Raw genomic sequence first — 13,426 nt, forward strand, 5'->3', positions numbered from 1 at the left:
GAACTGTTAAAGAATATCTCCATATTGAAATCTAAGGAGGGATTATAAATGAATGAAAATGAACAGCAATTAAAAGAAAGAGCAAGACAAATGCTTATAGATGGAAAAACTCATAAAGAAATAAGAACGGAAACTCATTTAAGAGAAAAGGATATAGGAAGAATACAAAGAGAAATCACTAATAATTTCTAATAGTTTAGAGAAATTGCGAAGTAATTGATTAATAGTTAATAATTAATACTGAAAGTATTCACTATTAACTATTAATCAAAATTTACTTGGCAATTTTTTTGTTTCTACATAATTTCTCCACAACTCAATTATATAATGTATTGCATAAAACAAAGTAAATAGATATGTTTACTAATAATACTGGAGGTGAAAACATGGCTGAGATTCAGGCATCAAGAATAAAGAAAACTAAGAAGAAAAAAGTGAATCAAATTCCTTTTGGAATAGCGTTTTTAGTGGGGATTGTGGGAGTAGGATTTTTTATGGCAAATAACTCACCAAAGACAGCACTTATGTGGATATTTGGTGTGGCGTTGGGATTTACACTTCAAAGATCAAGATTTTGTTTTACTGCATCTTTAAGAGATCCTGTACTTACAGGAAGTACCTCTTTATCAAAGGCAGTAATAATTGCAATTTCAGTTGCAACAGTTGGATTTGCAGCTATTCAATTTTCTGCGGTATCTAAAGGGGCAGCGATACCAGGAAATGTATCACCTGTAGGTATACATACTGCTATAGGAGCCACAATGTTTGGTATAGGTATGGTTATTGCTGGGGGATGCGCATCTGGAACTTTAATGAGAGTAGGAGAAGGATTTTTAATGCAAGTTCTTTCACTAGTGTTCTTTATAGTAGGCTCACTATGGGGAGCAAGGGACTTCGGATGGTGGTCAGAAATGTTTATGCCTAAAAAGGGAATATTCTTACCACAAGTTCTTGGTTGGATACCAGCACTATTACTACAATTTGGGCTTTTATTAGTACTTTATATTCTTGCAGATTGGTTTGGAAATAGAAAAACAAATCAATAATTTAAAAGAAATATATTGAGAATCGGATAATTTAATATAGTAATAAAATTAGTAACATTTTAAAATACACTAAAATAGAGAAGGAGTTTATTATGAACGAATATAGATTAGATTGTTTAGGAGAAGCATGTCCAGTACCATTAATAAGAACACAAAAGAAATTAGAAGGTCTAGAAGTAGGAGATGTACTTATAGTTGAAATTGATCATAGTTGTGCAATGAAAAATGTACCAGAATGGGCAAGAAAAGAAGGACATAACGTTGAAATTGAAGAAGTTGATGACGGAGAATGGGAAATATATATTGAGAAAGTTAAATAGTTTTTAAAAGAGAGGTGCTAGGAGAGAATCGCTAGTACCAAATCGCTAAAATATAATTGATAATTTAAAAAATGTGTTTGGAGGTGAATTACTTGGATATTAAAAAGAATCCTTATTATAAGAAATTTTTAAAAGATCCATGGACGTACACTACTGGAGCCGTAATTTTGGGACTCTTAAATATTGCAATGCTTGCGTCTTCAGGAAGCGCATGGGGTGTTACAACACCATTTTCTTACTGGGGGGCATGGATATATAAAGCACTTGGAGGACATCCTGAAAATTGGTTTTATTTTCAACAAAAGAGTCATGCCGCAGGATTAAGTGGTGGATTTTTAAATAATGGTCATTCTGTGTCAAATATTGGAATTATAGCAGGTGCGCTTTTAGCAACGCTTTTAGCATCACAGTTTAAAATTAAGAAAATAAAATCAATGAAGCAAGTTGTCGCAGCAATACTTGGTGGACTTTTAATGGGCTATGGAGCAAGAATAGCTTTTGGATGCAATATAGGTGCGCTGTTTAGTGGAGTTGCATCTATGTCGTTACATGGCTGGGTATATATGATATTTATATTCTTTGGTGCGTGGGTAGGAAGTAAGCTTTTAGTTAAGCACTTTATTTAAAGTGAGGTGGTTTTGTGGAAAAGAAACATGAATATTATGATGTTATAGTAATAGGAGGAGGACCAGCAGGACTTACATCAGCAATTTACTCGGGAAGAGCAAAACTTAAAACACTTTTAATAGAAAAATCTCTAATTGGTGGATTAGCTACTTATACAAATGAAATAGCAAATTACCCGGGTTTCCCAGAAGGAATATCAGGAACAGAACTTGCAAAACTTTTTCATAAACAAGCTAAAAATTTTGAAGTAAGTTTTAAGTTAACAGATGTAAAAAGTGTTAATTTAAAAAAAGAAGACAAGATTGTAGAAACCTTTCGAATTATATATCATGCAAAAGCTGTGATAATAGCTACAGGAGGAAAACCAAGACTTACAAAAGCAGCTAATGAAGAAAAGTTTTTATATGATAAAGGAATCTCATTTTGTGCAACTTGTGATGCAGCATATTACACAGATAAAACTGTTATGGTTATAGGAAGCGGAGATGCTGCTATTGAAGAGGGAATATTTCTCACAAAGTTTGCTAAAAAGGTAATTGTATCAGTTAGAAAAGATGAGGGAAATATGCGTGCTAATAAAATAGCTAAAGATCAAGCTATGAAAAATCATAAAATGGAGTTTATATGGAATACAGTTGTAAGTTCCTTTGAAGGAGAAGAAAGATTAAATAAAGTTGTACTTAAAAATGTTAAAACACATGAACTTATAGATATGCAAGTAGACGGATGTTTTTTATTTATAGGATATGAACCCAATACAGAAATATTTAAAGAACAAATTAATTTAACAAGTGAAGGGTATATTATCACAAATGAAAATATGGAAACAAACATTGAAGGTGTTTTTGCAGTTGGAGATGTAAGAGAGAAGACTTTAAAACAAGTAGCAACAGCAGTGAGTGACGGAGCTATTGCTGGAACACTAGTTGAGAAATATACTGAAAAAATATAAAAAAACAAAGCATTTTTGAAAAAAATGCTTTGTTTCTTTGTTTCTTAAAATAAAGAGTTAAATATAGAATTAAAGATTAAGTATAAACAATATAATTTAGAGAAAAATAAATTAGTAGCTTACGATAAACATATAAGAATTGAGGGAGTGATATTATGTTAGAGCCAAGTAAAAAGCTTCCACTATTTGTTTATGGAAGTTTATCAGAGGGATTTTACAACCACGATATTTATTTAAAGGGAAAAGTTTTAACAAAGCATGAGACTAGAACAAAAGGAAAATTATTTCACTTAGCAAATAAGGGATATCCAGCAATGATAGATGGTGATGAATGGGTTTATGGAGAATTAGTCACTATAGAAAATTATGAAAAAACAGTAGAAGAAATGGATGAAATGGAGCATTATTATGGAGAAAATAACCGCGAAAATGAGTATAATCGTGTTATATTAGAAGTGGAATTTGTAGATACAAATGAAAAGGTTGAAGCATATACCTATAAGTATAATGAAGAAAGTGAACATGAGCTTAAACATCGTCATGAAGAAATACCACATGGAGATTGGAGAAAATTTATGAAAGAAGAATAAAAGCAAAAGGCAAACATATATTTTTTAAAAGTTTAATCTGCATTTTTGTAAATACAAAAGGATAGTACTAGAAAGGGGCCTAGTCTATCCTTTGTATATTATAGGGGGTTGGGGACAAATTACTTATTTCATATATAAATTATGTCCATGTTTTTAAATTTTAAACATTATTTATAAAAATATTAATAAAAAAATTTACATCGCTTGGTAGGAAGGAATTAAATGCTAACTGTAGGCAAAACTATTTTAAAGAAGTATTCCTTTATTTAAATAAAATTTGACCATAGAAGGGAGTGATTAAAATCGTTAATAAACGTAGTTTTACTCAAAAACAAATGGCTTCATTAGGCATTAGAAAAAATGAAAGAGGAGATTACGAGTATATAAATCCAGAAGATAAGAATAGATCAAAATATAAGGAGGTAAGAAAGGAAAATAAATAATAAATAGCTTGTGAAGTAATAAAAAAAGCACTCTAGATTTTTATCTAAAGTGCTTTTTTTCATTGATATATCTTGGTGCCGAAGGCGGGAATCGAACCCGCACGGTATTGCTACCTCCGGATTTTGAGTCCGGCGCGTCTGCCAGTTCCACCACTTCGGCATATTGTACATAAATAGTACCATATATAGGCTAGTAAGTCAAGGATAATACTTTACGACAAAGTTAATTTCTAAAGTGAAAGTTATAGAAGATTTATCAAGAGAACTTGATTTAAGTATATTTTGCAAAATTGTCTTAGGGCAATTTTTTTTTGTGGGTGATTTTTTGGGTGAAAATGTGTAAACTATATATAGTTACCAAAGTAAATTTTAGGAGAGATAAATAGGAGAGATAAATATGTTGAGATTTTTAGATGCTGGAGAATCCCATGGGAAGATGATTTTAGCTATAATAGATGGAATTCCGTCCAATTTCGATATTGATATAGATTTTATAAATAGCGAACTTAAAAGAAGACAGCAGGGATATGGACGTGGAGAAAGAATGAAAATTGAGGATGATAAAATAGAGATTGTCACAGGTCTTAGGGGCGATAAAACCACGGGAAATCCAATAACTTTAGCAGTATATAATAAGGATTATGAAAACTGGAAGCATATTTTAGAAGTTAAAGCGGGTCCTGAAGATAGAATAACTGTGCCAAGGCCTGGACATGGAGATATGGTTGGATACTTTAAATATGGCACGGGAGATATAAGAGATGTTATTGAAAGAACTTCAGCTAGAGAAACCACTATAAGAACTGCTGTAGGTGCAACGTGTAAACTTATATTAAAAAGTATTGGCATAGAAGTTAGAAGTGTTGTTCATAGCATAGGAAATTTTCATGAGGAAGAAATTAATTTATTTGACGACGGTATATATGAGAAAATAGAAAAAAGTCCAGTAAGATGTTACAATGAAGAAATGGAAAAAAACTTTATGAAAAAGATAGATATATGTAAAGAGCAAGGGGAAACTATCGGGGGAAGTGTAAAAATTTCCATAAAAGGAGTCCCTTTGGGGATTGGAAGCTATACTCAATGGGATAGAAAGTTAGACGCTATATTAAGTTATGCGGTTATGTCCCTTCAAGGAGTAAAGGCAATAGAATTTGGAAATGGACTGGATTTAAATCGTAGAGGGAGTAGCTTTAATGATGAAATATATTATGATGGAAATAATATAAAAAGATATTCAAATAACTCAGGAGGAATAGAAGCAGGAGTTTCCAATGGGGAAAATATAGAGCTTAAGGTGTTTATAAAACCTATTCCTTCTGTAAAAAAGGATTTAAGAACCATAGACCTTAGGAAAAGAAAAAATACTGAAACTAGGTATGAGAGATCAGATGTGTGTGCAGTAGTACCAGCTTCAATAGTTCTTGAAAATATAGTTGCCTTTGAAATTTTAAAGGAAATTTTAAATAAGTTTCCAGCAGATGAATTTTATGAGCTTAAAAGAAGTATAAATTTTTACAGAGAAACCGTGTATTTAAGGTAAATAGCTAATAATTAAAATCATAATTATTATTAGATAGTTAGTAGAGACGCTTGATTATAAAATGAGGGAGATGAGCTAATTGAATAAAGAAAGACTAATAATTTTAGATGGAAATAGTCTGATGAATAGAGCTTTTTATGCGTTACCACTTCTTACAAATAGAGAAGGTATCCATACAAATGCTGTGTATGGATTTACAAATATGCTTTTAAAAATGAAAGAGGAAATAGAGCCAAATTATATAGTATGTACCTTTGACAAGGCTGCACCTACCTTTAGACATAATGAGTATAAGGAATACAAAGCGGGAAGAAAGAAGATGCCACCAGAACTTGCTGAGCAATTTCCTATAGTAAAAGAACTTTTAAATAAATTTGATATAAATATATTTGAGATAGAAGGCTTTGAAGCGGATGATTTAATAGGAACGTTGTCCTGTAGGGCGGAAGAACAAGGAATTGAAGTTTACATTGTTACAGGAGATAGAGATGCACTTCAGCTAGCAAGTGATAATATAAAAGTAGTTCTAACTAAAAGGGGAATAACAGAAAAAGAGATATATGATGCAAATAGAATGATTGAGGAGTATGGTGTTACCCCTAAGCAGTTTATAGATGTAAAAGGGCTTATGGGAGATGCCTCTGATAATATCCCTGGAGTTCCTGGTGTTGGAGAAAAAACTGCTTATAAACTTATAAAGGAATACGGAAGCATAGAAAATGTACTAAATAATACTGAAAATATAAGTGGGAAAAAGATTAAGGAATCTCTTATAGAAAACAGTGATCAGGCTATATTTAGTAAAAAACTTGCTACAATAATGTGTAATGTCCCAATCCAAATAGATTTAGATTCTATAAAATCTAATGAAAATTATGATGCAGAAGCCATAAGAAAGATGTTTTTAGATTTGGAGTTTAAATCATTACTAGATAAAATATATATTGAACAAAAAGAAGAAGATAAAATAATTCAAGAAGAAACAATTGAATTTGATATAATACATAATAATGATGAATTAAAAAAACTCATAAAAAACATAGATGCAAATAAGGAAAAGGAAACATTATTTTTATTATTTAATACACAGAATGAAAGCACTTATTCCTTAGTAAATATAAAAGACATATACATAAACTTTTTAGATAAAAACTATGCTATAAATATAGAAAATTTACAGGATAAAGAAGATTTCCTAAAAAGCTTAAAATACATTTTAGAATCAGAGGATATTAAAAAGGTATCTTATGATGTAAAAGCTCCTTATGTGGTTTTAAATAAGTGGGGAGTAGATGTTAAAAATTTAGCATTTGATATTAAAATAGCAGCTTATTTAATTGAGCCTTCAAGAAGTGACTATGATTTGAATATTTTAATTCCCCACTACTTAAAGCGTGAAATAAGAGCAGAGGGAGAAGAAAAGTTTATAAAAGAAATTTCAGCTTTAAAGGATTTATACGAAGAAATAAGAGATGAAATAAAGTCATTGGATATGGAAATGCTTTATTATGAAGTTGAGTTACCATTAGTTAAAGTATTGTCTTCTATGGAACAAGAAGGATTTAAAGTTGATAGAGAAATGCTTCAGCAAATAGGAGAAAAATTTCAAATAGAAATAGATAAGATGCAAAAGGAAATTTATACTTTAGCTGATGAAGAGTTTAATATAAATTCACCAAAGCAGCTTGGAAAAATACTATTTGAAAAACTTGATTTACCTGTAATAAAGAAAACAAAGACAGGTTATTCTACCAATGCAGAAGTTTTAGAAGCGCTTAAGGATAAGCACCCTATTATCGAAAAGATAACTTACTATAGGCAGCTTACAAAGCTTTATTCAACTTACGTAGAAGGACTTAAAAATGTAATTGATACGGATGAAAAAATACATTCAACATTTAATCAAACAGTAACTACCACAGGAAGGCTTTCAAGTACAGAACCAAATCTTCAAAATATACCTATTAAATATGAAATGGGTAAGGAAATAAGAAAAGTATTTGTAGCAGAAGATGAAAGTTCAGTGTTGTTGTCTGCGGATTATTCTCAAATAGAGCTAAGAGTGCTTGCTCATATTTCTGAAGATGAAAATTTAATTGATGCTTTTAAACATCATGATGATATCCATACAAAAACTGCTTCAGAGGTATTTAAGGTGCCTTTAGATGAAGTGACATCTACTATGAGGAGTAATGCTAAAGCAGTAAACTTTGGAATAGTATATGGTATAGGAGACTTTAGCTTAGCTCAAGATTTAAAGATCTCTAGAAAAGAAGCAAAGGCATATATAGATGCTTATTTTGATAGGTATCCTAAGGTAAGAGAGTATATGGATAAAACTATACAGCAGGCGCATAGGGAAATGTATGTAACAACTATATTAAATAGAAGAAGACATATTCCTGAAATAGCAGATTCTAAAAAGATGGTAAAGGCACTAGGAGAAAGGCTAGCAATGAACACTCCAATACAGGGAAGTGCTGCAGACATTATAAAAATGGCAATGGTTAAGGTATATAATAGCCTTAAGGAAAATAAATTAAAGAGTAAGCTAATTTTGCAGGTACATGATGAACTTATATTAAATGTAGATAAAGATGAATTATATAAGGTGAAAGAAATAGTAAAGGATTCCATGGAAAATGTAATGCCTCTTAATGTACCCTTAGAAGTAGATATGCATGAAGGAGAAAGCTGGTATGATGCAAAGTAGAGAATTAAATAAAGATAGGAAAAATATCAGATTATGTAGCTTTTACCAGTTGAAGACAGAGTGCTTAAAAAGGTATAATGGCAATATGCTAAGAATTGGATTAACCGGAGGAATTGGTAGTGGAAAAACTACCATATCTTCCTTATTAAAAGAAAAGGGTATACCTATAGTTGATGCAGATATTATAGCAAGAGAGGTCTTGAAGGAATATCCCATAGTTCTTGAAACTATTAAAGAAAAATTTGGAACAAAATTCATAAATGAAAATGGAGAGCTAACTAGAAGAGAGTTTGGAAACTTTATATTTAAAAATCCACTAAAAAGGCTAGAATATGAAGAAATTATAATGCCATATATAAAAAAAGAAATATTTGATCAAATGAATGAATATGAAAGGTTAGGAGAGGTGGCATGTGTAGTAGATGCACCAACTCTTATAGAACAAGGTCTTAATGAATGTATGGATTTTAATATATTAGTTTGGGTGGATACACAAACTCAAATTGAAAGAGTAAAAGAAAGAGATAAATTAAAAGATGAAGAGGTTTTGGACAGAATTAACTCACAAATGTCATTAAACGAAAAAAGAAAAGTAGTAGATTTTATAATAGATAATACCTTTACTATAGAAGAAACTAAAAAACAAGTTGAAAAACTTGTGAAAGTGATAAAATCGGGGGTGTAAGTTTTTTGAAAAAAGTCATAAAAATCATCTTAGTAATAGTTGTAGCATTTTATTTATTTAAAGTTCCATCTATAGCAAGAAGATTTTATCCATTAAAGTATTCTGAAAGTATATATAAGTATGCAGATAAATATGAAGTGGATCCATATTTAATAGCTGCAATTATAAGAACAGAAAGCAGTTTTAATCCAGGTGCTGTTTCTTCAAAGGATGCAAGAGGATTAATGCAAATCATGCCTGAAACTGGAGAGTGGATTTCCATGAAAATGGGAATGAAGGATCATAGTGAAGATAAACTTTTTATACCTGATCATAATATAAATATGGGATGTTGGTATATAAGCGATCTTCTTAAACAATTTGGCAATTTAGATCTAGCATTGGCTTCTTATAATGGTGGTAAGGGTAACGTACAAAAGTGGTTAAAAGACACTAGATATTCAAAGGATGGAGAAACCTTAAGCTATATTCCATTTAAAGAAACGGATAAATATGTAAAAAAGGTGAAGGTAAGTTACAATATTTATAAGTTTTTATATGGAAGATAAAAATTAATTCAGTCCACTTGACTGTTAACATTGATGTTGTTATAATAAAAATGTCTAAGAAATAATGATTTGCGTATTAAGAAAACAATTAAATAAATATGTAAAACATATGAAAATTTGCAGATGTGGTGGAACGGCAGACACGCTATCTTGAGGGGGTAGTGCCCACAGGGCGTGCGGGTTCAAATCCCGCCATCTGCACCAAAGATTGAATTTAAAACTACCTAATTAATAGGTAGTTTTTCTTGCGTTTTCTATTTAAATTTATTATACTGAGTAGTATAATAAATGGTGTGAACTTATGTTAACTGCTAAGTTCATACTATCAATTTTATAAAGAAAGGTTGCAGAATTTATGAAAAAAATTAAAGATGGCTTAAAAGGAATTTTTAAAATTTACAAAAGAGATATAAAAAATATAACTACAAATTATGTAGCAATAATTATAATAATTGGAATAACTGTATTACCGTCTCTTTATGCATGGTTTAATATTAAAGCTTGTTGGGATCCTTATGGAAATACAAAAAATCTTTCTATAGCAGTAGTGAATTTGGACAAGGGTACTGAATTTAGAAATGTAAAGATTAATGTCGGAAATGAATTAGTAAGTAAACTAAAAAGTGACCAAAATATGGGGTGGAAATTTGTTAATGAAAATGAAGCTAAGAACGGTGTCAATACTGGTAAGTACTATGCTAGTATAACAATTACCAAAGATTTCTCAAAAAACTTACTTTCCATTTTAACTGAAAAGAATCCTAAAAAATCAGAACTGATTTATACAGTTAATGAAAAAGTAAATGCTATAGCTCCTAAAATTACTGGAAAAGGAGCAAGTAGTTTGCAAGAAGAAGTTGCAAAAACATTTATTAAAACAGCCAGTGATACAATTTTATCTATGAGCAATCAACTTGGAGTTACCTTAGAAAATAATAAACCTCAACTAAAGAAACTTGCAGATAGTATTATTGAAATAGATGATGGAATGCCGAAAATTGCAAAGCATATAGATAATGCTTATTCAGGATCATTAGTTTTTAAAGAATACATGGAAAAGGTACAAGGAAATACAAAAACTATATCTGATACATTAGATAAAGCTATAAATATTGCCAAAACAGGAGATGATGCTTTAGGGCAATCAACAAATATTATGGATAATATATCTCCGGCTATTAAATCAGATTTAACTCTTTTAAAAAACACAACAAATACCGCTAAAACACTTTTGAATTCAGCATATGATTTTCAAAAAAATAGTGGAAGTTTAAGACGTATTTTATCTAATGTAAGTGACATATATTCAGATGCAATAAGAAATCTTAATTCACAGATAAATCTTTTAAATTCAATAGACAAAAAGCTTAACAGACATAATACAATTATAGGAAAAGCTAACAGTAAAATTATAAGGAAATTTATTGGTAATCTTTCAGCCGCTAAAAGTCAAATGTCAGGACAAAGAAAAGTTGTTAATTCTATAATTGCAACAATAGATGAAGGAAATGAAGTTTTACCTGAGAGCATACGTTCAGCAATTCGAGGTACTGATGATATTATGGATTTTACAGATGAAATTATTAATACTTTTGAAACTGAAACTGAGTCAGCAATTAATGATGGTTTAAAAGATCTTCAAGGAATATCTAGCAATAGTATAGTTATGCTTGAAAATTTACAGGATAATATTCCATTAATTGATAGTTTGCTTAAGCTAGCTAGTGATGGTGCAGGCATGGGAAGTGATAGATTAAAGGAAATAAAGCAGGAGTTTCCTGAGATTCAAAATGATATGCATGAAAAAGCCGAAAAATTAAGAGGATTAAGCGATGATGAAAAAATCAATGAACTTATAAAAATATTAAAGAGAGATGCAAAGGCAGAAAGTGAATTTTTAGCAAATCCAATAGAAATAAAGGAAAATAGACTTTTTGCAATACCAAATTATGGATCCGCTATGGCTCCATTTTATACAGTGCTTGCTTTATGGGTAGGAGGTCTCATATCACTTTCTTTACTATCAGTTGAAGTTAAAAGTTTTGATGATGGTGTAGAAATATCTCCAACCCAAGAGTTTTTAGGAAGATACCTTACATTTGTGACAATTGGAATCATGCAAGCGTTAATAGTGACTTTAGGTAATTTATACTTACTTAAAACTTATGTTGTAGCACCTGGTCCATATATAATATTTGGAGTATATACAGGTATTATATTTACTATGATTATATATACATTGGTATCTGTATTTGGAAACGTTGGTAAAGCTGTAGCAATGGTAGTTATGGTATTACAAGTTGCAGCATCAGGTGGAACATTTCCAATACAACTAACTTCCCCTTTCTTTCAAAGTATAAATCCTATGCTGCCTTTTACCTATGCTATAGATGGAATGAGGGAAACGGTGGGAGGAATTCTGAAAGATTTACTAGATTTCAATGTATATAAATTATCTATATATTTTATTGTATCCCTAGTGCTTGGCATATTTTTAAAGGGAAAAGTAAATAAGATAGTGAAAAAGTTTGTATTAAAATTTAAAGAAAGTGGACTAGCAGAACACTAAAAGGAAATTGCGACTTTTTAATATTGAATCTATCGTAAGGGATTTACATTTAGGGAAGCGTTCGCTTCGCAAAAAAGGTCTAATATTTCTGTCCTTAAAATATCTAAACCTTCTAAACTCGCTTTGCTCAAACAGTATAAGGTTTTTAACGATATTTTAAGTTCAGAAATAAAGACCTTTTAGTGCTTACTCAATGCTTCCTACAATGTAAATCCCATACTATTATTCAATATTAAAAATATTACTCAGGCTCACTGACTGAAGGAAGGAATTTTGCTTTGGCGAAAATTCCTTTTAAATTGATAATTATCAAAGGGCTGATAAGCCCGCAGACCGGTAGGCCGTGAAATATTAATCACCCTATTTTCTATTAAGAGCCTTTTAGCATACTACCTGATTCTTAACTTATAAATTAATTTTTTCTATTCATTTAATTTGTTTCTTATAAGTTCTTCTAACCTCGCAGGCTGCACTCTAAAAAATTTTTATATACAAATTCTTAAAATGAAGATATTTTTAATGTTGAATGCAGTATGGGATTTGCACCGTAGAAAGCATTGAATGAGCTTTAAAAGGGCTTTATTTATAAATTTAAAATACCGTATAGAGCCTTCTACTGTTTGAGCCACAGCGAGTTTAGAAGGCTTAGGCATTCTAAATTTATAAATATTAGCCCTTCTTGGCGAAATGAACCGCTTTCCTAGGTGCAAATCCCATACCGCTAATCCAACATTCAAAATGTCGCACTTTTTCTAAAAGTTGTAACTGATTCTCAACTTTTGAATATATATATAGTGTTCAGAAATTTATTTTAGGGGGAAATATGGAATATAATTGTCCTTGCGCATGTTATTGTGGAATGCCTATGTCTAACATGCCAGAACACATTGAGAGAGACGAAGATGATGAAAAACTAAAGGCAATGTATCCTGCGCTTTATATTCAAGTTATGCCTATGATAAAGTATCATTGTAATGTTATGGAATATAAATATGGTAAGGAATATTGCCCATCTAAGGATTGGGTTAATAAAGTTTGTGATGACATAATGGAGAAATGTCATATAAGAGATGACGATAATGATATGAATGGTTATAGAAGTCCTAATGGAACATTTTTCGGTTCAAGACCTTTACTTGAAATACTTTTACTTAGTTCACTACTTGGAAGAAGAAGGAGAAGAAGAAGGAGAAGAAGACGTAGAAGAGATCATGGCTGGGATGAGTGGGATTAATAAGTTTAGTGGCTACTTTTTAGTAGCCATTTTTATTTTGATCAATAATCAAAAGTAAATTAAATTTTCTTAGTAATATACAAGGAGATTTAATTTATGTGTAGAATAGTTTAATAATGAAACGTCTTGAATGAATTGAAGAATGCTAATTTGTAA

General features: G+C 30.6%; 13 protein-coding genes and 2 tRNA genes. 14 read left to right on the forward strand and 1 reads right to left on the reverse strand.

Annotation, left to right across the window (positions count from 1 at the left end; all coding sequences use genetic code 11):
* Positions 1-48 precede the first annotated feature (48 nt).
* From CRN98_RS17625 to CRN98_RS17630, 7 genes are all read left to right on the forward strand, one after another.
* Entirely contained in the window at positions 49-192 is a 144-nt protein-coding gene (locus tag CRN98_RS17625) for a hypothetical protein (protein WP_179631893.1), read from the forward strand.
* A 194-nt stretch (positions 193-386) separates the two neighbouring features.
* Positions 387-1,046, forward strand: coding sequence for a YeeE/YedE thiosulfate transporter family protein (locus CRN98_RS03610; protein ID WP_097026061.1), 660 nt, complete (start codon positions 387-389; stop codon positions 1,044-1,046).
* Positions 1,047-1,138: 92 nt separating this feature from the next.
* Positions 1,139-1,366 carry a sulfurtransferase TusA family protein gene (locus CRN98_RS03615; protein ID WP_097026062.1) on the forward strand — a complete coding sequence of 76 codons (228 nt, stop codon included), beginning with the start codon at positions 1,139-1,141 and terminating at the stop codon, positions 1,364-1,366.
* 83 nt (positions 1,367-1,449) lie between these two features.
* Positions 1,450-1,992, forward strand: a complete 543-nt coding sequence (locus CRN98_RS03620) for a YeeE/YedE thiosulfate transporter family protein (protein ID WP_242960812.1) — start codon at positions 1,450-1,452, stop codon at positions 1,990-1,992.
* Between the two features lie 14 nt (positions 1,993-2,006).
* On the forward strand, positions 2,007-2,945 hold the full coding sequence (gene trxB, locus CRN98_RS03625; RefSeq protein WP_097026064.1) for a thioredoxin-disulfide reductase: 939 nt from the start codon (positions 2,007-2,009) through the stop codon (positions 2,943-2,945).
* A 155-nt stretch (positions 2,946-3,100) separates the two neighbouring features.
* Complete coding sequence (locus CRN98_RS03630; protein WP_097026065.1) at positions 3,101-3,535, forward strand: gamma-glutamylcyclotransferase family protein; 435 nt, start codon at positions 3,101-3,103, stop codon at positions 3,533-3,535.
* 293 nt (positions 3,536-3,828) lie between these two features.
* Positions 3,829-3,978, forward strand: a complete 150-nt coding sequence (locus tag CRN98_RS17630) for a hypothetical protein (protein WP_179631887.1) — start codon at positions 3,829-3,831, stop codon at positions 3,976-3,978.
* A 73-nt stretch (positions 3,979-4,051) separates the two neighbouring features.
* Here the strand turns inward: CRN98_RS17630 and CRN98_RS03640 are convergent.
* Positions 4,052-4,138: transfer RNA gene (locus CRN98_RS03640), tRNA-Leu, on the reverse strand.
* A 237-nt stretch (positions 4,139-4,375) separates the two neighbouring features.
* Here CRN98_RS03640 and aroC point away from each other — a divergent pair.
* From aroC to CRN98_RS03675, 7 genes are all read left to right on the forward strand, one after another.
* Positions 4,376-5,521 carry a chorismate synthase gene (gene aroC, locus CRN98_RS03645; RefSeq protein ID WP_097026066.1) on the forward strand — a complete coding sequence of 382 codons (1,146 nt, stop codon included), beginning with the start codon at positions 4,376-4,378 and terminating at the stop codon, positions 5,519-5,521.
* Between the two features lie 79 nt (positions 5,522-5,600).
* Positions 5,601-8,234, forward strand: coding sequence for a DNA polymerase I (polA, locus tag CRN98_RS03650; RefSeq protein ID WP_097026067.1), 2,634 nt, complete (start codon positions 5,601-5,603; stop codon positions 8,232-8,234).
* Positions 8,235-8,319: 85 nt separating this feature from the next.
* The gene (coaE, locus tag CRN98_RS03655) at positions 8,320-8,919 is read left to right on the forward strand and encodes a dephospho-CoA kinase (protein WP_097026245.1); all 600 of its coding nucleotides are present in this window, start codon (positions 8,320-8,322) and stop codon (positions 8,917-8,919) included.
* A 5-nt stretch (positions 8,920-8,924) separates the two neighbouring features.
* A complete protein-coding gene (locus tag CRN98_RS03660; RefSeq protein ID WP_242960813.1) occupies positions 8,925-9,467 on the forward strand; it encodes a lytic transglycosylase domain-containing protein in 543 nt (180 codons plus the stop codon).
* Positions 9,468-9,586: 119 nt separating this feature from the next.
* Positions 9,587-9,671 (forward strand) — tRNA-Leu (locus CRN98_RS03665).
* Between the two features lie 151 nt (positions 9,672-9,822).
* The gene (locus CRN98_RS03670) at positions 9,823-12,036 is read left to right on the forward strand and encodes a YhgE/Pip domain-containing protein (protein ID WP_097026068.1); all 2,214 of its coding nucleotides are present in this window, start codon (positions 9,823-9,825) and stop codon (positions 12,034-12,036) included.
* Positions 12,037-12,859: 823 nt separating this feature from the next.
* Positions 12,860-13,270, forward strand: a complete 411-nt coding sequence (locus tag CRN98_RS03675; RefSeq protein ID WP_097026069.1) for a hypothetical protein — start codon at positions 12,860-12,862, stop codon at positions 13,268-13,270.
* The last annotated feature ends 156 nt before the right edge of the window (positions 13,271-13,426 follow it).

The organism is Clostridium peptidivorans, assembly GCF_900205925.1.
In the GTDB taxonomy this organism is placed as follows: domain Bacteria; phylum Bacillota; class Clostridia; order Clostridiales; family Clostridiaceae; genus Clostridium_AK; species Clostridium_AK peptidivorans.

Coding starts and splice junctions, on each gene's coding strand:
- CRN98_RS17625 (WP_179631893.1), top strand. CDS start 49: ATGAATGAAAATGAACAGCAATTAAAAGAAAGAGCAAGACAAATGCTT.
- CRN98_RS03610 (WP_097026061.1), top strand. CDS start 387: ATGGCTGAGATTCAGGCATCAAGAATAAAGAAAACTAAGAAGAAAAAA.
- CRN98_RS03615 (WP_097026062.1), top strand. CDS start 1,139: ATGAACGAATATAGATTAGATTGTTTAGGAGAAGCATGTCCAGTACCA.
- CRN98_RS03630 (WP_097026065.1), top strand. CDS start 3,101: ATGTTAGAGCCAAGTAAAAAGCTTCCACTATTTGTTTATGGAAGTTTA.
- aroC (WP_097026066.1), top strand. CDS start 4,376: ATGTTGAGATTTTTAGATGCTGGAGAATCCCATGGGAAGATGATTTTA.
- coaE (WP_097026245.1), top strand. CDS start 8,320: ATGCTAAGAATTGGATTAACCGGAGGAATTGGTAGTGGAAAAACTACC.
- CRN98_RS03670 (WP_097026068.1), top strand. CDS start 9,823: ATGAAAAAAATTAAAGATGGCTTAAAAGGAATTTTTAAAATTTACAAA.
- CRN98_RS03675 (WP_097026069.1), top strand. CDS start 12,860: ATGGAATATAATTGTCCTTGCGCATGTTATTGTGGAATGCCTATGTCT.